At 66.6% G+C, this 23,693-nt stretch carries 18 protein-coding genes; 5 read left to right on the forward strand and 13 right to left on the reverse strand.

Going from position 1 to position 23,693, the window contains the following annotated elements:
- From AAF604_01195 to AAF604_01205, 3 genes are all read left to right on the forward strand, one after another.
- Window positions 1-389: VOC family protein (locus AAF604_01195; protein ID MEM7048236.1), on the forward strand; the 389-nt coding region annotated here is incomplete at its 5' end.
- 28 nt (window positions 390-417) lie between these two features.
- Entirely contained in the window at window positions 418-972 is a 555-nt protein-coding gene (locus AAF604_01200; protein MEM7048237.1) for a GNAT family N-acetyltransferase, read from the forward strand.
- Window positions 969-1,574, forward strand: coding sequence for a hypothetical protein (locus AAF604_01205; GenBank protein ID MEM7048238.1), 606 nt, complete (start codon window positions 969-971; stop codon window positions 1,572-1,574). Before AAF604_01200 ends, AAF604_01205 begins: the two co-directional genes overlap by 4 nt.
- A 6-nt stretch (window positions 1,575-1,580) precedes the next feature.
- On the opposite strand, the gene AAF604_01210 is transcribed toward AAF604_01205, so the two are convergent.
- The gene (locus tag AAF604_01210; protein ID MEM7048239.1) at window positions 1,581-1,940 is read right to left on the reverse strand and encodes a cupin domain-containing protein; all 360 of its coding nucleotides are present in this window, start codon (window positions 1,938-1,940) and stop codon (window positions 1,581-1,583) included.
- A 311-nt stretch (window positions 1,941-2,251) separates the two neighbouring features.
- Here AAF604_01210 and AAF604_01215 point away from each other — a divergent pair, with 311 nt between their 5' ends.
- Together AAF604_01215 and AAF604_01220 are read left to right on the forward strand one after the other, a co-directional pair.
- Window positions 2,252-3,577 (forward strand): hypothetical protein, encoded by a 1,326-nt coding sequence (locus tag AAF604_01215; GenBank protein ID MEM7048240.1) that lies wholly within the window; start codon window positions 2,252-2,254, stop codon window positions 3,575-3,577.
- A 162-nt stretch (window positions 3,578-3,739) separates the two neighbouring features.
- On the forward strand, window positions 3,740-4,021 hold the full coding sequence (locus AAF604_01220; protein MEM7048241.1) for a hypothetical protein: 282 nt from the start codon (window positions 3,740-3,742) through the stop codon (window positions 4,019-4,021).
- On the opposite strand, the gene AAF604_01225 is transcribed toward AAF604_01220, so the two are convergent.
- The 12 genes from AAF604_01225 to AAF604_01280 form a co-directional block, all read right to left on the reverse strand.
- On the reverse strand, window positions 4,018-5,289 hold the full coding sequence (locus tag AAF604_01225; GenBank protein ID MEM7048242.1) for a glycosyltransferase family 2 protein: 1,272 nt from the start codon (window positions 5,287-5,289) through the stop codon (window positions 4,018-4,020). The two genes, AAF604_01220 and AAF604_01225, sit on opposite strands and share 4 nt — an antisense overlap.
- Entirely contained in the window at window positions 5,286-6,536 is a 1,251-nt protein-coding gene (locus tag AAF604_01230; protein MEM7048243.1) for a glycosyltransferase, read from the reverse strand. Before AAF604_01230 ends, AAF604_01225 begins: the two co-directional genes overlap by 4 nt.
- The gene (locus AAF604_01235) at window positions 6,533-8,392 is read right to left on the reverse strand and encodes a glycosyltransferase (protein MEM7048244.1); all 1,860 of its coding nucleotides are present in this window, start codon (window positions 8,390-8,392) and stop codon (window positions 6,533-6,535) included. Before AAF604_01235 ends, AAF604_01230 begins: the two co-directional genes overlap by 4 nt.
- On the reverse strand, window positions 8,392-10,611 hold the full coding sequence (locus AAF604_01240; GenBank protein ID MEM7048245.1) for a sulfatase: 2,220 nt from the start codon (window positions 10,609-10,611) through the stop codon (window positions 8,392-8,394). Before AAF604_01240 ends, AAF604_01235 begins: the two co-directional genes overlap by 1 nt.
- Complete coding sequence (locus tag AAF604_01245; protein ID MEM7048246.1) at window positions 10,601-11,521, reverse strand: hypothetical protein; 921 nt, start codon at window positions 11,519-11,521, stop codon at window positions 10,601-10,603. The genes AAF604_01240 and AAF604_01245 overlap by 11 nt, the downstream gene beginning before the upstream one ends.
- Window positions 11,518-13,701: a hypothetical protein gene (locus AAF604_01250; GenBank protein ID MEM7048247.1), complete on the reverse strand. Its 2,184-nt coding sequence runs from the start codon at window positions 13,699-13,701 to the stop codon at window positions 11,518-11,520. The genes AAF604_01245 and AAF604_01250 overlap by 4 nt, the downstream gene beginning before the upstream one ends.
- Window positions 13,698-14,423 (reverse strand): dolichyl-phosphate beta-glucosyltransferase, encoded by a 726-nt coding sequence (locus AAF604_01255; GenBank protein ID MEM7048248.1) that lies wholly within the window; start codon window positions 14,421-14,423, stop codon window positions 13,698-13,700. The genes AAF604_01250 and AAF604_01255 overlap by 4 nt, the downstream gene beginning before the upstream one ends.
- 9 nt (window positions 14,424-14,432) lie before the next feature.
- A complete protein-coding gene (locus tag AAF604_01260) occupies window positions 14,433-15,479 on the reverse strand; it encodes a glycosyltransferase (protein ID MEM7048249.1) in 1,047 nt (348 codons plus the stop codon).
- Window positions 15,476-16,459 (reverse strand): glycosyltransferase family 4 protein, encoded by a 984-nt coding sequence (locus AAF604_01265; GenBank protein MEM7048250.1) that lies wholly within the window; start codon window positions 16,457-16,459, stop codon window positions 15,476-15,478. The genes AAF604_01260 and AAF604_01265 overlap by 4 nt, the downstream gene beginning before the upstream one ends.
- A gap of 127 nt (window positions 16,460-16,586) precedes the next feature.
- Entirely contained in the window at window positions 16,587-17,813 is a 1,227-nt protein-coding gene (locus tag AAF604_01270) for an ABC transporter ATP-binding protein (protein ID MEM7048251.1), read from the reverse strand.
- Between the two features lie 82 nt (window positions 17,814-17,895).
- A complete protein-coding gene (locus tag AAF604_01275) occupies window positions 17,896-21,801 on the reverse strand; it encodes a PKD domain-containing protein (GenBank protein MEM7048252.1) in 3,906 nt (1,301 codons plus the stop codon).
- Between the two features lie 322 nt (window positions 21,802-22,123).
- A complete protein-coding gene (locus tag AAF604_01280) occupies window positions 22,124-23,359 on the reverse strand; it encodes a hypothetical protein (GenBank protein MEM7048253.1) in 1,236 nt (411 codons plus the stop codon).
- Between the last annotated feature and the right edge of the window lie 334 nt (window positions 23,360-23,693).

The raw sequence follows: 23,693 nt of genomic DNA on the forward strand, positions 1-23,693 counted from the left end.
ATTCTGTCTGCTGCGCGGAGAAAGGAACCATGGCCCTCGAGCTCGCAGAAGTCCAGTCGTTCGTCTCAGACCTCAACGCCGCCCGAGAGTTTTATGGTGACCTCCTGGGATTGCCCCTCAAACAATCGTCGGACCAGTGGCTGATTTTCGAGGTTTCGGGAATCGACCTGATTCTGATGGGCGGTGCAGCCCGGCACCCGGAACGCGGCGAGTACGGTCAGGAAGCGGCAACCGTGTTGGTGCTCAAAAGTGACGATATCGAGGCTGACTATGCCCGCCTATCGGCTCGCGGAGTGCGCTTCTTCTCGGAGGTCAAGACCGTACCGCAGGGCAAGTACGTCGGTCTCCAGGATCCCGACGGTAATCTGCTGGAGCTGATCCAGACCTGACGCCTGCTTCTTTCACCGCGAGATCGCCATGAGCACTCCCCTCCACCTCACAACGGAACGCCTCGAGATCCGCGACTTTCTGGAGTCCGACTTCGGCGCCACCCACGCTTGGGCATCCGATCCCGAGGTCACCAACTTTCTGAGCTGGGGCCCCAACAGCGAGAGCGAAACGCGCGCCTACCTGGACGCCGCTCGTGCCGATCGCCAGATTGACCCGCGCCGCGATTACCGGCTCGCCCTGGTCGACCGAGAGAGTCGAATCCCGCTCGGTCTCGGCGTGCTCCTGGCGCGCGAGCCGGAGCAGTGGGAGCTCGGCTACTGCCTGGCCCGCGAGGCCTGGGGCCGGGGCCTGGCAACGGAGGCCTCGCGAGCGCTTCTCGTCTTCGCCTTCGAAACTCTGCAAGCCCACCGCATCATCGGACGCGTCGATCCTCGCAACCCCGCCTCCGCCAAGGTTCTGACCAATCTCGGTTTCCGCCGCGAAGGACACTTCGTTCAAGACGTCAAGAAATATGGCGAGTGGCGCGACACGGTCATGTTCGGCCTGCTCGCCGAGGAATTTCAGCCAGGAGTCCATCCATGACCTCTCGCTTCTTCTCGCTCTTCATCACCCTGCTCGTCGCTTCGCTGACCGCCCAGCCAGGAATGGCGCAGAGCTCGTGGCTGACTCCCAACCAGCAGAGCCTGCTCTTCGAAGACCTCAACCGACGCATCTCGGAGCTCGATCTCGGTCCCGAGCACGAACCCGAGGCGATCCACCGCAAGTCTCGGCAGGCGGTCGAAGCGCTCGCCGATCGCCTCGACCGGTGGGGGCCCGAGGTCGTGGTCCAGCGAGCCCCGGCGATCGAGGTTCCACCGGTGATCGATCCTTTCCTCAGCGCCATGGCGCGCTATGGAGCCTGCACTTTCTATCTCGAGGTCTGGGCCCAGGAGCTCGATCGGCCCACCGGCGGCGAGGACGGGCGCCTCGCCACCACCTTCGCCTCCTTTGCGATGGCCATGACCAGCGGCTACCTGCGCCACCACTATCTCGAGAACGGTGGCGAAGAGGAGCTCCTGGAGGCCTATCTGGGGAGCGAGATCATGGGTCGCCTCGGCGGCGAGATCTCCCGCGGCGAGCTGCACCAGGCCGACACGGCACGACGCTGCCGGCCGGCCATCGAGGGATTGCTCGCGGATAGCTGATGGCTATCAGAGCGGATTGATCTCTTCGACGGTGCGCTCGTTTCGCACGTTGCCGGTGTTGAGCGTCGACGCCGGCTCGAACAGCAGGACATGGACCTCTTCTTCCGCCACCGGAAGGTGCTCGACACCGCGTGGAACGATGAACATCTCGCCCTCTTCGAGCCAAACGTCGCGATCCCGCAGCCGCATCAGCAACCTGCCCTCGAGCACCAGAAAGAGCTCGTCCTCGTCTTCGTGATGGTGCCAGACGAACTCGCCCTGGAGCTTGGCGAGTCGCACATGCTGTCCGTTGAGCTCGCCCACCAAACGCGGCTGCCAGTGTTGGTCGATCTGAGTAAGTTTTTGACGCAGGTTGATCTTGTCCATTTCCGCCTCCCGGTTGAGTTCTCCTGACATAACGCTCACGATGGGGAGAAATTCTCTCTCTCGTCGCAGCGATCGCCGTGACGCAAAAATCCCAGAGATTACGCTTTAGCCTTTAGGCGCTCGACGAGCGTTCCAAAGGTGAGACCGAGAAGGAGACGCGACCCTTTGAGGGTCAAAATCGGCAATGCCGCAGTGCGGAAGAGACGCGAAGAGCCCAGAAGAGTAGAATAGAGTGACCTTCGAGGTCCGCTTTGTCGTGTGCTCGGATGTGGACCATTCCTTCGCAGCCCGGCACCGGCTACGAAATCGCCATGAGTCACAGTCACCTGACCGTATTCTCCCTTCTCGAGAGTGAAGGAGGAACCGCCTCCCGCGAGGCGGCGGAGATCCGTGATCTGCGGCGCGACTGCGTCGAGTGTGATCGCGCCTACCGCCGCTTCGTGATGTTCGGAGACCGCCGTCGCTCCGGCGCGGCCGGTCGTCCCCGGTCGAAAGATCTGGCGATTCTCGAGAAGTGGGACCACCAAGCCGCACCGGCACTGGCGGAGAGCTTCCTGGCCGCACCGCCCCAGCAACGGCGCGAGCTGATCGATCGCGAAGCGGAGACCTATGCCACGCCGGCCGTCATCGTCGGCCTGCTGGCGCGGGCGCGGGAGCTCATGCGCCATGCCCCCCGCGAAGCTCTCGAGCTCCACAGCGAAGTCTGCCGCCTGGCTCATCGCGTGCCGGAAGCCCTCTACGGCCGCCTGCGGCCGAGCGAGTTGCAGAGCTTGGCCGAAGGCCATCGAGCCAACGCATTGCGGGTCACCGACGATCTGCAAGGTGCCGACGGCCTGTGGGAAAACCTGCGGGCCCACCTGCGGCACCTACCGGTCGAAGATGGCGGCATTCGCGGCGAGCTCGACAGTCTCGAGGCTTCGCTGCGCCAGGATCAGCGCCGTTTCGGCGAGGCGGCGGAGCTGCTGGCTTCGGCCGAGAGTCACTATCGCCGGCTCGACGACCGCCGCGGCCTCACCAAGGTGCTGATCAAGTGGGGCATCGTCAGTCAGTTGATGAAGGACCAAGAGCAGGCGCTACGGCACTTCAGCGAAGCGGCCCGCCTGCTGCACGACGCCGAAGACCCCCGGCTGCCGCTGATGGTGGTTCACAATCAGGCCCTGAGCCTGTGCGAGCTGCGGCGCTTTGCAGAAGCCCGCACTCTTGTCGAGCAAGCAACGGAGCTCTACGCCGCCTGCGACGACGAGGCCATCACCACGCCGCGCCTCTGGCTCGAGGCCACCGTCGCCCTCGGGTTGGGAGAAGACCATCGTGGGGAGAAGCTCCTGCTGACGGCCCGCGATGCCTTCCTCGAGCTCGGACAGACCTACTCGGCCGCTCTGGTGGGTCTCGATCTCGCCGAGATCTACCTCGCCCAGGGCCGCCACTTCTCGACCAAGCGACTCGCCGTGTCGCTGGCGCGCATCTTCGGCGACCAAGGGGTGCCGGCAGAGCTCGCGAAGGCCTTGCAGACGTTCCGTCGAGCCGCCTTCGACGAGACTCTCTCGCGGCAGCTGATCGCAGCCATGCGTCAGAGCATGCAGCTAGCGCGAGGAAACTCGCCGCTGCACTCGCCCAGCTCGGGCCACCCAGAGCCGTAGCGCAGTTTTCGGCGTATATACACCAAAATTCACGTCAACGCCGTCTCAAACGGCCGGGAGCCTGCTAAGCTGGGCGCCCTTGTTGACTGCTTATTTGGAGCCCACGGAGGATCCAGCCGCTGAGCGGCTCGGAGCCTTCCCGTGGTCGCTCTGGGAGGAACCGTGATGCGTCGACGGTTGATTGTCTTGTTCGTCGCTCTTTCGATCAGCGGGAGCCTCGCTCCCGTTGCCCTCGCCGCGCCCGATGGCGAGCCTTCCGACAACTGGTGGAGCTACTTTCTCGACTTCCGCATTCTGAGCTGGTTCGGCGCTGCCGAGGAGCCCGAAGAGCCGATGGCGACCGGCGACAAGGGAGACGAAGAAGGCGACGCCCACCGGCCTGGCGACGGCGACCGCGGGCCCGATCACGGCGACCGCGGACCGGCTCTCGACCCGGACGGCTAGGAGCTCCGCTCCTCCAGCGCCATCAGCTCGTCGAGGGTCGAGTCGATGGTTGGTAGCTGTCCCGCGAGGGCGGCGCGAAAGCCGGGGCGCGCGAACAGCAGCTCGTCCCCCGGGTAGGTCGGCACCACGTACACCGGGAAGCGCTCCAAGAGGCTGCGGTCGCTGACCTTGCGCCGCCTCTGAACCGCCCGGCGTTTGGCGTGACTGCGGTCGAGGTGCCCCAGAATCCAGGTTTGAGCCCGCAGCTGGGCGACGCTGCGCTCGTCCGTCAAGACCGGCCGACCGCCGGCGCGCAGGCGATGGCGCAGGGTGCGCAGGAGGGTTCGCGGCCGCAGCCACAAGGGTCTCGTCGGCGGACTCGGCCCAGCTTCCCCGGTATTGGCGATCAGCCCGGCATAGGGATCCTGAGTCAAGACCTCGCCCCCAGGATTGTTCTGCACCAGCAGGGTCTGGGTGCGCGACGTCAAGGTCAGCCAGACCGCCGACATCACCTGCTCCCACAGGCCGTCTTCGTAGTTTTTATAGGCGGTGAGGAAGGCGTTGCGCTCGAACAAGAAGCCGCGGTTGTAGAGCCCGAGCAGGTCGCTGGTGGCGCTCGAACGGTGGTGAACCACCGCATCGGCGACGTAGCGCACGCGCTCCCCGCCGGACCAAAGGCGCCAGCCGAGGTCGACATCCTCGAGGTAGGCGAAGTAGTCCTCGTCGAAGCCACCGGCGGCGAGAAAGGACTGCCGCCGAATCAACATGTTGCCGCCACAGGCGAAGAAGAGCTCCTCCCCGTCGGGTGGGTCCTCCTGCGGTCGCAGCCGGTCGAGGGGACGCCGAAAGCCCATCTGAAAGGCGTGACCATCGAAGGTCATGACGCCGCGGGCGAAGTCGAGCCGCTCCCCTGCCCAGTCGAGAATCCGTCCGGAGACGGCGGCGACGTCGGGCGGGCAGCGGCGCAAACCATCAACCAGCGCCGCCAGCCAGGACTCCTGCGGCCGGGTGTCGTTGTTGAGGAAGGCGATGGCATCGCCTTCGGCCTCTTCCACCAGGCGATTGTTGCCGGCACAGAAGCCCAGATTGAGGCGGCTCTCGACACAGCGCACCGCAGGATGGTTCTGCCGCAGCCACTCCACCGTGCCATCGGTCGAGCCGTTATCGAGCACCAAGACCTCCCACGGCAGCCCGGGGTCCCGCTGCCGGCTGAGGGCTTCGAGGCAGGGTCCGAGGTGATGGCGTCCGTTCCAGCTCAGGATGGCGACCGAGATCTTCTTCAGGCTCATCGCCGACTCCGGAGCCAGCGACGCAAGCGGAAGGAGAAGGGGTCCGGTGGCGCCACCGTCGCCGGCCGGAAAGCGAAGTCCGCCTTCGACTCGTCACGCCGCGGCCGCTGGCAGAAGGCCAACAGCGGCGCCAGGGCGACGGAGCTGCGATATCGCGACGTCAGCTCGCGAGCGCCGGCACGGTGGCGCTCTGCGTCGACGCCGCGCAGGGTTTCGTCGATGGCGACAGCCAGAGCCTTCGAGTCTTCCGCCGGAACCACCCGACCGGCGTCGTACTGAAGCAGCAGGCGGCCGACGGTGCCGCCATCGGTGGCGATCACCGGGCAGCCAGCCGCCAGCGCCTCGAGGTAGCGAGTGCGCAGCGACAAGCGAGTCTCGAGGCTGGGGCGATGGGGCGCCACCAGCAGATCGACATCGCGCAACAGGTCCCAGCGGCGGTCCGCCGACACCCAATCGAGCGGTCGCACCCGTCGCTGCCACCAATCGCGGCGGCGGCAGAAGGACTCGACCTCGGACCATAGCCGTTGGGGCGTCGACTCGGCATTGGGGTTGCGGATGAAATAGAGCGTCCAGTCGCCTTCGACCTGCTCGAGCGCCTGGAGCAGGGTCCACGGGTCATACCAGTCGTAGAGCCCACCGAAGAGGAGTCGCGCCCCCGACGCCTCGTCGTCGAGCACTGGCCGATGAGGCGGCAGCGATTCCGGCAGAGCAAAAGGCACCGGCGCGATCAGGGAGGTGAGATCCGGATCGCCTTCGAGACGGCGCGGATGGACCCGTCCCAGGGTGGTCAGGAAACCGAGGTAGAAGGTCTTCTGCTCCTCCGAGGAGCAGAGGAAGAAATCTCCCTGCGACATCTGCAACACCCAGGTCGCGTGGTCGTTGCGGTAGGGGTCGAGGCCGAGACTATCGACATAGTGGAGGTTCTCCACCAACCAGGGGTCGTAGAGGTCGATCGCCACCGGCAGCGCGGGACATTCGAGCAGCACGTCATTGGCGAGCTGACCCTGCGCCACGGCTCCTTGGCAGTCGGCCAACAGGCTCTGGAGAGCTCCGCGACGAAAGGTGCGATGCGGAACCTCGCCTCCGGCCGCCGCCTCCTCCCCTCCCTGCGCCGGCGACACCAGCACCGTCTCGACGGTGCCAGCGCTGAGGGCGCGAAGCTGCCGCGCCATCTCGCGGTAGCGAATGCCGATCCCCGCCATCCGGGGGCGGATCGGCTCGCTGCTGACCAGAGCGATTCGCGTCATCGCCCGGTCCAGCGCCTCCAGCGCAGGTGCCAGCGCCACGCCCGCGTGGCCTCCATTTCCTCGATGACGCCCTCGAGGCGCGCGATCTCGTCGTAGGTGCGACCGAGATGCTGGTTCTGATCTTCGACCACCGCCCGCAAGGCCGCCTCCTCTTCGTAGAGGCGCTGCAGGTCCGCCTGTAAACGCTGATGATCCTGCCGCAAGGGGCCGATCTCGCCGTTGAGGCGATGGTAGCGCTCCGCCGTGGCGGCGTGACGCCGGCGTTCTTCGACCGCATGTTGGCGGCTGGCGGAGGCTTCTTCGACCGCTTCGACGGTCTCACGCCGCAACCCCTCGACCACCGCCGCCAAGCGCTCCGCCGTCAGGTCGGCCTGGTGGGTCGCCAGGACCCGAGCCTTGACCGCCAGGAAATCGGACCGCTGACGCGGGCTTTCGCCCAGAGCATGGTGGTCGGCGCCACGGAAGTGCCGGTACTCGCAGGTCACCTGAGCGAGATGCCGGAAGGGGGTGTGGCGAGCCAGTCGAATCAGGAAGTCCCAGTCTTCGAAGATCGGCAGAGCGGCGTCGAAGAGGCCGACCTCGTCGAACAATCGGCGCTCGATGAGGAGGGTGTGGAACGGGATGTAGTTGTCGACCAGGAGGCGATCGGGATCGAAATCACGGCTGTAGGGCAAGCGCCGCTCGCGGCAGCTCCAACCGTCACCATCGAGCTCGTAGATGCCGACGGCGGCATCGCTGTAGGCCACGCGAACACCCGAGCCACCGACCATGCCGACGAGGGTGGCGAGATGCTCCGGAGCCAGCAGGTCATCGTCGTCGAGAAAGGCCACGTAATCGCCGGTGGCGGCGGTGATCCCGGCATTGGCCGCCTCCGCCCGGCCACGGTTCTCGGCCAGATCGACCCGCCGGATCGGAAAGGGAAACTCGGCGGCCGGCCGAGGCGTCTCGCCGCCATCGTTCACCAGCACCAGCTCGACCCGCCGATAGGAGCTGTCGGCAAGGCTGGCCAAGGCCTCCGCCAGCAGCTCGGGCCGGTCCTTGGTGCGCACGATCACCGACACCAGCGGGCCGTCGCGCACCGTCGACACGGCCGGCGCTCCGCCCAGGAATGAGACCAGCTGGGCGGGGCTGCGCGTGACGAAATCCTCGACCACCAGGCGGCGGTAGCCCTCCGCCGCCGCGACCGCCGACGGCAGGGTCAAGGTGCGGTACTGGCGCAGCCCGAGGGAGGCGCGCCAGTAGTCGCGGCGCTCCTGCTGGCTGGCGTAGAGCTCCATCAACTCGGCGAGCCGCGGCACCTCGGCGCTGACATCGATCAGGAGATCCGGGAAGGCCGGCCGGTTGATCTCGTAAACCAGGATCTGCAGGCTGCGGGTGCGCTCGAGCAAGAGCTCGTCGTCTTCGGACGACGAGCGCAGCGGCGCCAGCAGGCGATGGAGGGCGGCGAACACGGCCCGATGGTCGGCGCTCGCCTCGAGAGGGGAGGGCACCAGAAGGGCTTCGAAGGGCTGCTCCTCGAGGGCCTGCCGGATGCCTCGGGCGAGGTCGTCGAGGTGATCCTCGAGGCCGCCGTCGGGCAGGTCGAGGTGAACCAGCGGCTCGAGCGCGAGCTCGGCGGCCACCGCTTCCGCTTCCCGGCGCCGGCGCTCGCGATAGGCCTGCCGATCGGCGATCGCTTCCTCACCTCCGCCGCCGTCGCTCAGAAACAGCACTTGGACGCGGGCGCCGGCGGCGAGGCGCTGCAGCAACAGGCCGCCGCAGCCGAGCACTTCGTCATCGTAGTGAGGCGCCAGCACCAGCAAGCTGCCAGCGACCACCGAGCCGGCAGCGGAGGGCGGAGGCAAGGGCTGGCCCATCAGAGGTACCCCAGAGCACGTAGGCGCTGACGGGTTTCGTCGAGCTCCTCGGCATCGCCGTGAGCGCTCTCTTCGGACACCCACAGGGCCAGGGCGGCGCGTTCCGACCGCGGCCAACCTTTGGCCCGAAGGTCCTGCGCCGTCAGCCTGCCGCCTTCGTAGACCCGTCCATCACCGACCAGAATCTCGCCCTCCTCCAAGGTCACCTCGAGGGACTCGATGACCACCTCCTGAGCCTCCGGCAGGCGGACTCCCCGACTGCCGATCGGGCCCTCGGCGAGCTGCAACACAAGGCGACGACCGATCACCTGGAAGCGATCCTCGGGCCCCAGGAAGTAGCCTTCCCAGCCCGCCGTGGGCTCGCCGAGCTCGACCTCCAGGCGCAGTCGGCGGCCCTCCATTCTGGGCCCCGTCACCAACCACAAGCCGCCTTCGCCGGTCGCCAAGCGGCGATCCACCAAGGGCAGCAGAGGAGCCGCTCGCGGCGCCTCGGAGGGCAGCAGGTTGTGCGCTTCGGCGGGATCCGCCGTCAGGTCGTAGAGCTCGGTACGCTGCAGACGCTCGACGTCTGCTCGCCACAGGATATCCCGCAGCTCCTCGCCCGCGACAAACGGCCGATGGCGATCGAAGCGGACCAGCTTCTTGCCGTCGAGCACCACCGCCGCACGCCGCGGTCCGCTCGACAGATTCTCCGCAAAGGCTTCTCGCCGCGGCAGCGGCTCGCCGGCGACCACCACCGGCAACAGATCTTCGCCGGCCAATGCCGGGTCCGGCGTTCCGCCGGCGGCGGCGATCAGGGTCGGCGCCAAGTCCACCAGGCATACCGTCCCGGGGAGACGCCGGCCGGCCGCGATGCGGCCGTCCCAACGCAGGATCAGAGGCACCCGGATCTGCTCCTGATAAAGGGTCTGACCATGCTTCCAGCCACCGTGATCGTAGAGCTCTTCGCCGTGGTCGGAGGTCAGGACGATCAGCGTATTGCTCAACACCTCGGGATCGATCGAGGCCAGCAGCCGCCCGACGGCGCGGTCGACATAGGCGATCTCGCTGTCGTAGAGGGCGGTCAGGTGGGCGATGTCTTTCTCCGGATCGGTGAGGGGAATCTTGCCCGTATAGACCCCATGCACCCATTTTCCGGAGATGGTGCCGTCGTAGTCCGGATACCAGGGCGAACGCCCGTCCACCAGATCCGGGTTGTCATAAGGATCATGCGGATCCAGGTAGTGAACATAGAGGAAGAAGGGATGGCGCCGCTGATGGGCCTTCAGCCAGGGCAGCACCCGGCCCTCGACATCGTCGGCGTGGCGCAACATCGACTCGTTGGCCGGCGGCGCCGTGTAGAAGGTCTGGAAACCGCGCGCGAAGCCGTTGCCGCGATGCATCGTCGGGTTGGCGACGAAGCCGGCGGTCCGGTACCCGAGGTCGGCGAGCCGTTCGGGCACCGACAGGACATCCGACGGGATCCCGAAGCTGCTCATGCTGGATCCCAGGATGTCTCCCGGATAGCGACCGGTGAGGTACGAAGCCGCCGATGGCAGGGTCCAGGGCGCCTGCGAATAGGCGGTCTCGATCAGCGTGCCCTGGCTCGCCAGCAGGCGCTCGATATGGGGTGCCGTATCGCGCTCGTAGCCGTAGCTGGTGAGATGGTCGGCGCGCAGCGTGTCGATGACGATCCACAGGATGTTGGGCCGCTCGTCGGTCGCCGCCACGGCGCTGCCTTCGAGCACCAGCGGCGCCCAAGCCACCTCGGTCTCGCCGGCCGCAGCGATCACCTTGGCCACCGCCTCGATCTCGACTTCTTCGCCGGAGTAGCGGTCGAGATCGACGCTCAGGTCGAGCCAAGATGGCCCGTCCCGCTGACCGAGGTCGAGAATCTCGAGCTCTTCCCCCCGGCGCAAGGAGAGGCGCAGCTCGAAGCGCTCGAAGTCTTCCGCTGCCGTCTGCGCCCCCACCGACAGGCGACCGCCGGCCGGCACCCTACCGCGCCAGCGCCAACCACTGCCTCGCGACAGGATGGCTGGTCGGGCCTCGTTGTCGCGCGCCAAGAAGGCGAATCGCGGCGGCGAGGAGAACTCGAATCCGGTCGCTGTACAGTCCGGTGGGCAGGGGCCTTCCTCCAGAGGAAGCCGGAACCCCTCCGGCTCTCCCGAGCCGCACGCCATCCACAGCAGGGCCGCCAAGACCAGGCCGAGGCCGCGCCGCCAGCGCTCAAACGGCATCGTGGTCCCCCATTGAGAAATACAGACCGAAGTCGGAGAGAGCCCGGTCCACCGGACCCTGCCAGCACACCAAAGTCTCTTCCTTCGGCACCTTTCGCAAGCTCAAACGCTCCAAGACCCGCTGCTGCACCGCATCCGCCGACGGCCAGAATCGCCAGCGCTCGATCCCTGCCCGCCGCAGATCCCCGGCCACGGCCAGCAGCGCATCGTACCAATCGCCACCGGCCGGCAGCCACAGCTCGGCGGCCCAAGCTTCGGGGCCGACAAAGGCGAAGACCGCCAGGCCCATCAAGCTGCCGCTGCTGAGCCGGTAGAAGCGGTAGTAGCGACTCGGCCGGGCGTAGTAGCGCCAGTTGAGGAAAGTGCCCGATCGCACCACTCCGCCGAGGTCACAGGCGGTCCAGATCGCCTCCGCCTCGGGCGGGCACGTGTCCTGCGGCTCGGCCCCAGCCTGGCGCGGTGGCGCCGTCGGCAGCTCCCCCCACAGCGGCACCTTGGTGGCCACGGCGACATAGTCGAAGGCGCGTCGCCCGAGCTGGTAATGGCGGCGGTTGGGGAACCCGGTCACCCAGGGGAAGTCTCCGCTGTGGGGAAGCTCATCCAGGATGCCGCCGAGCAGGTCCAGCATGGGAGGGCGGAGGCCTTGCCCCTTACCGGTGCGGCCAGCGATGTCGACAACGCTCCACAGGAGCCCGGAGCCTCCCCGCCAATGGGCTGGAAAGGCCAACGCCCCGGCGTGGGCCAAGACTTCGCCGGCCTCGTCGACGGCCACCCGGCTGATCGCCGAGCCGGGGGTGCGGCGATACTTCCAGTCCCAAGACTCGGCGTCGAAGGGATGGCCGAAGCGATCACGAAACAGGGCATCGAGCCCGGCGAGCTCGGCCTCCCCGGTGTCCCGGAAGGAGATCATCGGGAACGCCTCCAGAGCACGGCGAGAGCTCCCAGTGCCAGCGCGCTGACGATCACTCCGGGCCACCAACCGGGCGGTCGATACTCGAGCTCGAGGCGACCGCTGCCAGCACCGACCTCGATCTGCAGCAAATAGTCGTCGCTGGCCGCCAGTTGCGCCGCCGTCGAACCGTGCGAGCGCAGCCGCCAACCGGGAGCCGCCGTTTCGGCGACCTCCAGCACCCGAGGCCGGGATGATTGCCAGGTGATCTCCCAATAGCCGGGAACCCGCTTCAAAACCTCGAGCGATTCCGCCGCGCCGCCATCGGCCCAGCGCACTATCGGTCGCGCCATCGGACGCTCGAAGACGCGAGCATCCGGACCGCCATAGGCCAGCACCCCCGCCGACGGCGGAGCGCGCTCCTCGGGCCCGGTCATCACCCAGCGCACCGCCAGGCGATCGAGAGCCGCCGCGGGCCAGCGGCGCACCGGCTCGAAGAAGGTCGGGCTGGCGGTGCCGAAAAGCTCCCGGTGGACCTCCTGAGCAGGCGCCAGCTTGAGGGTGTCGTCACCCCGCACGTCGTCGAGTCCATAGACCGTCGCGGCATTGGGACGCAGCACCGAGCCGGTGGCCACCAGCCGCCCTTCGCGCTCGCTGAGAAACTCGATGGCGCCGGTTCGCGGGTAGAAGCTGGCCTGCGACACCGCAGGTACCAAAGAGCGATGGGCGACGAGCAGATCGACCAGCACCAAGGCGGGGAGGATCAGCCACAGGAGTCGCCAGCGAGGGGATGGCCGCGCCGCCAGAGCGAGCAGCGCCAAGGCGGCCACCAGCGCCGCCGTGGCCCAGGCCTGGCCCACCAACAGCCCTTCCTGGCGCCAGCTCTCGGCGTGTAGAACCCAGGCGACGACGACCATGACGAGGGCTCCGAGGCTCCCCCAAAGCAGGCCCCGACGACCGAACCGGCCGGACTTCAGGCTTTCCCAGCCGGCCGCCAGCAGCAAGACCAACGCGAGATCGACGGCGAACAGCAGGCGGTGATGGAGGGCCTTGCCGATCAGCGGCACGATCGTCAGCAGGTGCCGCACACCGGGCAGGTGATAGGCCGCCAGCAGAGCGAAGACCAGGATCGCGGACACCGCCAGCCAACAGCGCTCGCGACGCCGGCCTTCGAAGCCGGCCGCCGCCAGCGGCAAGGCCAAGGCCCCGGCGTAAACGCCGGTCGCCAGGACGTTGTAGGGCCCCCACCAGGTGCCCGCTGCCGGGTCGCCGTAGAGGCCCGGCAGCACCAGCCGAAGAGGCTGCTGGAGGAGCCGACCGAGGGGCTCGGCAAAGCTCCCTCCGGCGGCCTGCCAGCGACTGCTCTCGAGCACCAAGGCGGCCAGCGGAACGAGCTGAATCGCCGCCAAGGCGCCGCCCAGGGACCAGCCGGCGAGCCAGTATCCCCAGAGTCGCCAAGTAGCCCCTCGCACCAACAGGTAGAGGGCGGAGATCAAGGCCGTGTGCAGAACCGTTTCGGGATGGCCGGCAAGACCCTGAAGGCCGGCGAGAAGAGCGAGCGGCAGCAGCCTCTTGCGCTCGCGGGACAAACCCTCGACGGCCCACAGGACCCAAGGCACCAGGGCGATGGCATTGCCCATCGGATACTGCCAGAACCCAATCGCCATGCCGGTGAGCGGAAAGGCGGCTCCCGCCAGCAGGGCCGCTCCGGGTCCCAGCCCGAGCCGGCGACCGAGGGCACGAGCCCCCAGGCCGGCGATCACCATGCGTAGCCAAGGCAGCAGCAGCCAGCCGAAGGACAGGGGCAGGGCCGCGAAAAGGAGATGGAGCGGGAACAAGGGAGCGCTCTGGCCATTGCTCCAGAACGGCGCGCCGGCATACTGGTGGGGATTCCAGAAGGGCAGACGCCCCTGGCGCAGCTCTTGGCGCGCGAAGACCATCCAGGGCTGAATCTGGTAGACGACGTCGCTCTGCACCGGGTGGCCGCCGACGGTGCTGACGACGCCCCGCCAGGGCGCCTCCTGGCCGGTGATGGCTGCCGGCGAGGGAATGCCGTCCGGGATCTCGAGAGCCGGCCAGAGGGCCGCCGTCGCGACCAAAGCGACCACCGCCCAGGCGCGCCACAGGGGCCGATTCCACCCCCACAGGAGCGGCACCAGTGCCAGCCCCACCAACACCGGCAGCATGGGATTGAAGCTCATGGCGCGCGGTGCCGAGATCTCCCCCGGTGGCGCCACCGCATGCGCAGGATGTCGCGCAGCATGCGGCTCGAATCGAGGATCGGGTGAACTCGGGAGTCGGCCGAGTTGGACCAGCGAACTCCCACTTCCACCACCTCGTGACCGGCCCTCAGGGCGAGCCAGACCAGCTCGACGTCGAAGGCGAAGCCATCGGTTTTGAGCTGCTCGAAGAGCTGCCGGGCGACGGCACCGTCGAGCAGCTTGAAGCCGCACTGGGTGTCGCGAAAACCGCGCACGCCAAAGAGGCGAATCAGACCGTTGAAGGTCTTTCCCATCAGCTCCCGATAGAGCGGCTGACGCTGTTCGATACGGGAGCCGGACACGGCCCGGCTGCCCATCGCCAGGGCGGCCCCGGCATCGACCGCCGGGATCAGTCGGGCGAGATCTTCGATCGGGGTCGACAGGTCGGCATCGCACAGCAGCACGCGATCGCCACGGCTCTCACCGACCCCGCGGCGCAAGGCGGCTCCCTTGCCGCGGTTCTCCGGCTGGCGCAGCACCCTCACGCCGTCTCCGGCGGCCTCGGCGACCGCCACGGTGGCGTCGCGACTGCCGTCATCGACCACCAGAATCTCCCAGGATCCGGAGCCCTCCTCGAGGTAGGAGGCAATGCGCTCGAGGGTGGGCCCCAAGCGCTCGGCTTCGTTGAAAGCCGGAATGACGACCGACAAGCTCAGCGACATCGCGGCATTCTATTGCGCTCCCGAGGGGGGATCGGAACGCCAGACGCCGGCGACCGCAGAACCCTCGTCCGGGACCGCCGAGACGACCAAGGACAGGGCCTCGGGACAGGCCTCGTGGAGCGCTCGAAGGCTTTCCAGAGGCACACCGTGAGAGCGCAGTCCTGCGGCCGGCATGCCGAGGGACGTGGGAGACGCCAGCCACCAGGCAGGCCCGAGATCTCGACGGCGCTCGCCGGGCAGCTCACCGGCCGCGAACGGTAGATCCTCCCCCCATTTGGGGGTTCGCAAGGCCAACCGACCGAGCCAGCCACGGGAACGAAAGTAGCGCCGGCGCGAGCGCGCGTAGCGCTCCGCCTGGCCGGAGGGTCGGGCGGCATGGCCCCAGGAGTGAACCACCCGAGCCCGCGGCTCGAGGGCCACTGTCAGCCCGAGACGGTGGGCTCGGTCGATCCAGTCGGTCTCCTCGAAGTAGAGGAAGTAGCTCTCGTCCCAGGGGCCGAGGCGTTCGGCGACCTCGCGACGGCAGGCGACCAGAGCTCCCGAAAGCTGCCGCACCGCGATCAGGCTCGACGCCTCCCAGACCCGGCGGCAGCGGTCGGTTTCCCGACGCATGGTGCGAAACCAAGCGCCCGGGCTGCGGCCGGCACGCTGTCGGCGGCGCTCCTCCCGCACCGTCCGCGGCTCCGCCGGTGGAAAGAGGAAACCGGCGAGCTCGAACTGCGGCCCAACGAGATCGGCCTCCCCGGTGGCCTTCACCAAGGCGGCGACGGATCCGGCTTCGAAGTGCAGATCCGGGTTGCCGAACAGGAGAATCTCGCCGGTGGCGTGAGATCGCCCGGCATTGAGACCGGCGGCATAGCCGGCGTTCGGTCGCACCTCGAGGTGCTCGGGCTCGAGGGCCTCGAGAGCGGCGGTCTCGGCGGCATCGTCCGAGTGATCGATGACGACCACCTCGGCGACATGACCGGCGGCTCGCGCCTCTTTGCGAAACGACTCGATCGCTGGGCCGATTACGGGCGAGGAATGAAATGCCACCACGATCCAGCTCAGCTTCACGACTCTCTCCCGGACCGCACCGCTTCGCGCTTCCAAGCCCCCGAGGCGACCCATCGCAGTGCCGATTCGGCATCGGCCGCGGCTTTCTCCTCGGCGAAGGCGTCGGCCACCGCCAAGCCGGCTCGACGCCCCTCGCGCCAGCGTTCAGGATCGTCGAGGAGCGCACCGGCGGCGGCGGCGAAGGCGAGGCCATCGCGCGGCGGCACGAGCGCCGCGGCACCGGCGGCGAAGCCACGAAAGCAAGCGATGTCGGAGGCCACGACGGGCACCCCCGAGGCCATCGCCTCGAGCACCGGAAGACCGAACCCCTCGGCTTCCCAAGAGGGGGCGAGCAAGAGATCACAGCTCCGTACCAAGTCGGGCACCTGCCGGGGCGGAATACCGATATGGGCTTCGTCAGCCGGCAGGAGCGCGGTTTCTTCCGCCGGCAGCGGCCATTGCGACAGCCGGACCAGGCGGCAAGGAACTCCCCTTTGGCGCAAATGCCGCACCGCATCGAGGGCGGTCGCGACTCCCTTCCAGTCGATCTCGAAGGGCGAGGCCACCAGGATCCGCGGCGGATCCGAGGGCTGCCCGGCTGGGCGTGGCGACCACTCCGGTTCGAGCGGTTGAAGCACCCGCCGGGCCGGCCGACGGAACTGTCGGCGCACCAACTCGGCCAGGTGCTCGGAGACCGTGATCGCCGGCACCGGGGTCTGGTAGGCAAGGCGAATGGCGTCGTGTTCGCTGCCGTTGTGGCTGTAGGAGGCCTCGTAGCCCTGACAGTAATGGACCACCTCGCCCTGGCTCTGGCAGGCCGGGGCGAGGGTCGTCCAATAGGTCGCGACGGTGACATCGGCAGGCGGCCGGGCCGCCGGATCGAGATCCGGCAGAGTCAGGAACTCGGCCTCCGGGGAATACCAATCGGGAGCCTTTCCGCGGCTGATCACGGTCACCCGATGGCCGCGTCGGACCAGCAGATCGGCCTGGCGCAAAACCACCTTGACGCCCCCGAAGAGGGGTGCGTCGTCAAGGAGATATTGGATCCTGAGGGGGGATGGGCTCAGCACGCCGAGGGAAGGGGCTCACGACCAAGACGGGAGAGCACCCAGCGTCGGATTCGCAACCTCATCGCTGCGCTTCCATCAGTCGCGGCACCGCTTGGCCGTCCAGGGACTCCCAGCCATGGTCGACCTCGATCAACCCGAAACGATACTCGCCGCCGACGACCCGAAATCCGGGTTTGAGGGTGCACTGATCGTAGATGTGGAGCCCCGCTTCATCGAGCAGGAAGACGTTGAGGACGAACTCGCCCTTGACCACCGGCATGCGGGGTAGCTGAAGCGCGACGCGATAGCGTTCGCGGCCACTGAATGGCGTCAGGCCGTCGTGATGGGTTCCGAAGACGCAGACTTCGACTCCGTCGGCACGATCGAGGCCGATCCCAAGGTGGAACTGGCGCTGTGTATCGTCCGTCTCCCAGGAGATCTCGACCGCCGCAGGGTCGCAATAACCGAGCGTCGGGACGCCGTCCTCGGAATCCTCCGTGACCACGCTCACCTCGGTCAGCCGCGCCGGCCCTGGCAAGGCAGCCTCCGGCACCTGGACCTGGGATCGGGCGGCCGATTTTGCCAGCAGGTAGTTCTCATACTCCCGGACGACATCGGCCACCGGCCCGAGGGCCGCCATCTCGCCATCGCGCAGCCAGAGGGCACGATTGCAGAAGGCGTTGACGTAGTACATGGCGTGGGAGCAGAAGAGCAGTGTGCCGCCGGATTCGACGAAGACCTGCAGGCGATCGATGCACTTCTTCTGGAAGTAGCCGTCGCCGACGGACAGGGCCTCGTCGATGATCAGGACCTCAGGATCGACCTGGGTCGCAATCGAGAAGCCCAGTCGCATGGCCATGCCCGTCGAGTAGGTCTTGACCGGCCGCTCGATGAAGTCACCGAGCTCGCTGAAGGCGATGATGTCGTCCATCTTGGCGTGCACCTCGGACTCCGAAAGGCCCAGGAGCGCGGCATTCAGGACGATGTTGTGGCGACCCGAAAAGTCGGGATGGAAGCCGGACCCGAGCTCGAGAATGGAGGCGCAACGACCGCGCACCGAAAAATCGCCAGCGGTCGGCTCGGTGATCCCGGAGAGAATCTTGAGGAGGGTGCTCTTGCCGGCACCGTTCTCGCCCACCAGGGCGAGGCCCTCGCCCCCGGCGAGCTCGAAGGTGACGTCCCGCAAAGCACGAAATTCTTCGTGCAGAGCGCGGCCCGTGAGGAGCTCCCGCAACCGCCGACCGGGGGACGCGAAGACCTTGTAGCTCTTGGTCAGTCCCTGGGCACGGACGGCGGGCTCTAGCATGGACGGTCGATCTCGCGACGATCGCCCTCGCGAAGAGGGCTGAGTGGCGACGGCTCGGTGAGAGCCGTCGCCATCAAGGGGCTCAGAAGGCCGAGGTATCGGCCTGACCGCAGAAGTTCCCCGGCTGGTTCTCGTAGACCTTCGTCTCCTGGGTCACGGTATCGGTGACCCGCACGAAGTAGTTGAGGTCCGAGAGGGCGCCGAAGAACACCCAGTACCCCTGGTCGATCGAGGTGGCGTCGATCATCTTCACGACCAGCTCGATGTTGTCGGCGTTGAAGAACCAGAAGTAACCGGTTTCGTCGGTTCCTACGACCGCGGTGCCTTCCCCTTCATCGCCTTCGACCCGCTGGTTGATCCAGTCGACCTCGACCGCGAAGCGGCCGTTGAGCAGGCAGAGGGTCTGGTCCGACTCGACGCAGGTACCGGAAGCGCCACCCGGAGCGGCGATCGAGCCGAGACCGCTATCGCTGAAGTCCGACAGGGCGCTCATCGGCTGCAGACGCAGACCCGAAGTGACGTTCCCGTCCGGCAGCGCCTCGGTGTCGGCCTGGCCGCAAATGGTCCCCGGCAGGTTGTGGTACTCCACCGACTCCTCGGTCTCCGTATCGGTCACCGTCAGCCAGTACTCGACATCGCTGAGGCCGCCATAGAAGACCCAGAAGGCGCCGGTCGAAGTGCGGCCATCGAGGATCTTGACGATCAGCTCGACGTTGCTCGGACCGAAGAACCAGAACATGCCGGTTTCATCGGACGGGAACGGGAACACCTTGCCGGTACCTTCGTTGTCGTCCCGCTGGTTCTTCCAGCGAACCTGGAGATCGAAACGACCGTCGAAGAGGCAGAGGGTCTCGTTGCCCGGCTGGCAGGCACCCGATGTTCCACCGACCGCCACCGTTTGGGTCACGACATCGGTGCAGAAGTTGAACGAGCAGGACGAATCGTCTCGCCCGACCTCGAGCTGCACCTGGTAGGCGCCGTTGTTCTGGAACGTGTGGGTCACCACCCGCCCATTGGCCGTGCTGCCGTCGCCGAAGTCCCAGAAATAGGAGTCCGGTCCACCGGTCGAAGAACCAGCGTTGAAAGTGACTTCCTGACCGGCGGCCGGTGCCGAGGGCGCGTAGCTGTAGCGCGCCACCAGGTCGCCGCCTCCGCCGGTGCTGGGCTCGCGGATCACCACCGTATGGGTGTCGCTCTCGTTGCCGCAGCCGGAGTTCTCGACCCGCACGGTCTTGGTTCCGGTGGTGGTCCACGAAATGGTGATGCGGTCGCTGGTACTGCTGCCACTGCCGCCACCGGTGTTCCAGCTGTAGCCGTTGGCGTTGGGCGTGCAGTCGACGGCGGAGGCCCGGAACTCGAGGCTGTCACCGGTTTCGCCAGTCGACGGCCCGGTGATGATCAGACGCGGGTTCTGCTGCTGGCCGGTGGTCACCTGGATATCCACCGCATGCTCGAAGGTGTCCGTCCGGCTACCGCGAGTCACCTGCAGCCGCGGCCGGTAGAAGCCGGTGGTGGTGTAGCGATGAGTGGTTACCGGCGTCGAGCTGGTCTGCTCGAAGGTGCCGTTGCCGTCCCAGTCGTAGCGGTACTGCTCGGGATCACCGTTGACGGTGGTCTGGAAGGTGATGTTGTCGGTGGTGAAGAAGAAACACTGACCGAAGGGACACACCGCCTTGAACTGAGTGATCTCCAGCGGACTGACGTCGGTGATCGGCACCGTCACCTCGGCGCTCTGCAGCGGCGTGGATTCGACGCAGTTGCGAATCTCGACGCTCACCGTGTAATTGCCTTCGGTGTCGTACTCGTGGGTCGGCCGAGGTCCGGTCACCGGATCGTCGTCCCAAACCGCCGGCGTGCCGTCGCCGAAGTTCCAGCGCCATTCGGCCGCCCCCTGGCTCAGGGCATTGAAGTCCACACTGCCGAAGTTGACATTGAAGCTCGGTGCACCTCCGGGCCCGGTGAAGGCCAACGGAGCCGGCTGCGTGATGGCGACGGGACCGCTGGTGGCGGTGTCGTCACCGGCCGAGTTGGTCACCAGCAGCTCGGCGCGATAGTTGCCGTTCGCAGGCTGGTCGGCGCCGGTGTCCCAAGTCGCCGTACGGCCGTCCGCGCTGATGGTCAGCGACGGATTGCTGATCGGCTCGTTGTTGGGATTCAGGATCGACCAGTCGAAGGTCAGCGGCGCGCGGCCGTCGACCCCATTGGCGGTGAAGGTCACCTGCTGGCAGACGGACGCGCTGCTGACGTTCGGCGTCACGCTGCCGATGACCGGTGCCGGGTCGAGAATGTTGACCGTGTCGGAGTTCTGATTCGCTCCGCCGCAGGACGAGTTCGACGCATTGACGGTCTTGACGCCGGTCGAGCCCCACTGCACCTGAATCGTGGAGCCGTTGCTCGAACCGATGATGTCGCCGCCGGTCGTCGTCCAGCTCCAGCCGGACGGCGAGGGAGTGCAGTTGGCCGCTGTCGCCGAGAAGCTGACGGTATCGCCGATGAAGCGATCTTCGGCGCCGCTTCGAACCACCGTAATGGTCGGCGAGACGTCCTGCAGGCGATGGATATCGAAGATCGACGAACCGGCGCGATAGAAGAACTCACCCGAGAACTTACCCATGCGCGGCTCGAAGTGGTTGGTCCCCTCCGGCGAGCAGGCGTAGTAGTAGCTCCAGTAGCCGAGAGTGGTTCCTTCCAGGGTCTGAGTCTGCTGGCCGGTATTGCCGTTGTTCGGGTTGCCGCCGAGGATCTCCCGCGGGTTGGAGGGCGACGAGACGTCGAACAGCCACTCGCTCTGCAGGTCGTCGATGACGTTGCCCTGCTTTCGGCCGAAGTAAACGTAAGGAGTGCCGTTGCTCTCCGAGTAGGTCACGGTCGCGACGGTCGAAGCGCTCAAACCCTCAAGGGGGAAGCTGAACAGCGGCGCACCGAGGGTGCAGGTACCGGTTCGGATGCAGCTCACGTCGTAGATCCGGCCGACGTCCGGGAAGCGGCTGGCGACGGCGAGGTAGAACTTCGAGCCGTCCTTCCAAAGAGCCACGCCGTGGGCTCGATCGTTGCCCAGGCCGTCCATCACGGGGCTCGGGTTCTGGGGGTTGGAGACGTTCCAGATCTCGAAGCCGCGGGCGGAGACCTCGATGCCGCCGCTGAAGACCACGAAGTGGCCCTGACTGTCGCTGCCGGCACCGTCGACGTGACGCTGCGGGTCGCTGCTCAGGGCGCGCTGGAAGACGCCGCTGCACAGCGGAGCCGGGAAGGCGGGATTGATCTTTTCGGAGCAGGCTTGAGTCGCGCCGACGGTCATTGCCTGGGTCAAGTCATAGCTGAACAGACCGCCTTCGAGAGACCAGGCCGCCATGAAGGCGTAGTCGCGGTTGTTGATGGTGGTGGCGTAGACCTCGGAGCCGCGCTTGGCATTGCCCCCGGTGGCGCCATCCTGGTAGGCAACCCGCACATTGGTCTTGTTGGTGGTGTCCCAGACCACGAAACCCATGCCTTCCCAGCCCACCATCGCGGCGACATCGTCGTTGCCCGGCGGGGCATCGACATCGTCGACGATGAAGTAGTTGTGGGGATTGCGGAAGAAAATCGGCAGGGTGCCGTTGCGGGTGACATCGACATTGGCCCGCTTGGTCGGCTGAGTGCGACTCGCAGTCGCGTCCCAAATCTGAAAACCGAGATTGAAGCCCGCAAAGATGTAGTTGTTCTCGACGTCGAGGGACTGCCAGATGGGCTTGGACGCCGAGTAGCCGCCATTGCGGTCGAAAAAGGTGGTGTCTCGCAGGTTGTTGCCAGCCGTCGGAGGACCGGTGGTGTCAGCCGGCCGCAGGCCACTCCACAGGCCGCTCGGGGGCAGCGTCGACGGCGAGTGATCGGGGTTCCAACCACAGCTCTGGGCTTGGGCCGTCGGCGCGAGAAGGGCGAGCAGCCCCCCCAGGGCGACCGCGAAGATGAGGGTGCGAAGGGTGCGGGAGTCCTTGGTCATTGGCAGCATCGAAATCACTCCTGTCGACTTCCTGGAGTAGCAGAGAAAGTAAGGACGCTCGATGGGGGAGCCGCAGGATGCGACGCCGAGAAGGCTGCGGAGGTGCAGGCGAGCGCGGGGAGCACGTGGGATCTCATCTCGGAGAACCCTCTCTGTTGCTGGCGGACGAAAGAAACCGCCAGGTGGCTCGGAGAATCCCTCCGGTCTGGCTCGGACACCGATTGCGACGGAACCAGGCCACAGGGATCGTCGAAAGCAAAACGCCTCGAGAAATAGAAAGGGTGGGCCCGGGAAACCCGAGCCCACCGTCCTTCAAACTACTGAACTCCGACTAGCTGTCACCACCGATGGGCAGCAGAATGTCGAGGTCCGAGCAAGCGCTCACGAGGGAGATGGCGTCGAAGCCGACGCTGTAACGACCCTCAGCGCTCATGATGGTGGTCACCCAAGCCTGAGCGATGCCACCGGTCGGGTCACCGGCCGCCAGCGTGTGGTTCAGGTTCAGGAAAAGCCAACCGTTGTTCGGCGTGGTGAAGTCCACGGCGCGACGCTGCGCGCAGTAGGGGCACACCAGAATCTCGTCCTCTTCCTCTCCCGGGGAGATCCGGGACTCAGGAACGATCTCCGGATTCTCCTCTTCGTCAAAGATGACAACCTGGGACTGACCCAGCGGAATCGGGCTCGGCAGGCTACCGCAAGCGAACGGCGAGCCGCTCACCTTGGGGTCACGCCAGCAGATGAGGTCGGTGCCACCGTCGAAGCCGCCACCGGTCAGGTAACGGGTGCCGAAGTGGGTCGACAGGGGCTCACGAGCGTCAGCCGCGGTGAACGCGACGTAACGGCCGTAGTAGGTGTAGTCGCCAGGGGCGAAGGCCTGCTGGTTGGCCTCGATGTGCACCAGGGTCTCACCCTGAGCGAAGTCGTTCGACGGGTCGACGTAGAAGTAGTCGCCCCACAGAACGTTGTCGAAGCCAGCGACGGTGTCGAAGTAACCCGGGGTGTTCGGGAAGTCGGTCGAGCACTCGCGAACGATGTCCACGGTGATGTAACCGCGGGCAATGTTGTCGCCCTGGTCGGTACCGGCGCAGAGACCGCCGAAGCGGGTCACGGACTGACCGGTGTGGGCCTCCTCCAGAAGCTGAATCAGCGACGGGGGAACGTTACCGATCGGGAAACCGCCGGCGCAGCTCGCGGGAACCGCGTGCGGGTCCGAGAAGTCGCCCCGGTTGCTCAGGGAGTCGGTCGGACCGGTCTGCGGCAGCGTGCCGTTGAAGATGTCACGGACGTTGAACGACTGGACATCGTACCCGGTGAGGTAGAGGTCGAAGTCGATCGTGGCGACCGACAGGTCGGTCCAGAGCGTGACGTGAGCGACGACCGGAGCGGCCGAAGCGTTGTTGACCGAGAACAGGGTGGTGATACCCGAGTCGCTGTCCAGATCGACCTCGAAGTAGGGCAGCAGCAGGGTCGCGCCCGGCACGTCATCGATCGTGCAGAGCTCGGCGACCGCCGAACCACCCAGAGCCAGGAGGCTGATCAGGGCAAGACTGAGAACAGTCTTTTTCATGAGAGACAATCTCCTCAAATCTACGTTACAGTTTGAAAAACCAACAAGTTACAGCTTTTGTCCCCCCAGGCGGAACCGGTCTTGCCGACGCTCGGCGAAGTTCCACCGGAGGCCTGGGTTCGTGTCTTGTTCTTGCGCCGAGAGAGCGACATCACCTCCTGTTAAAAGAGTGTATTCCTGCGTAACTCGTATACCACTGAGTTGCGTCCTGTTTTAAGCCGCGCCACCCCTGCCGAAGTCGGTCAAACCATAGAAATACAAACGCAGGGGCGATACGCCCAATGCACTATAGGGGGGCAACCCCTGGCTGTCAAGGCGTTTATCGCGGGCGAGG

The organism is Acidobacteriota bacterium (genome assembly GCA_039028635.1).
GTDB lineage: Bacteria > Acidobacteriota > Thermoanaerobaculia > Multivoradales > JBCCEF01 > JBCCEF01.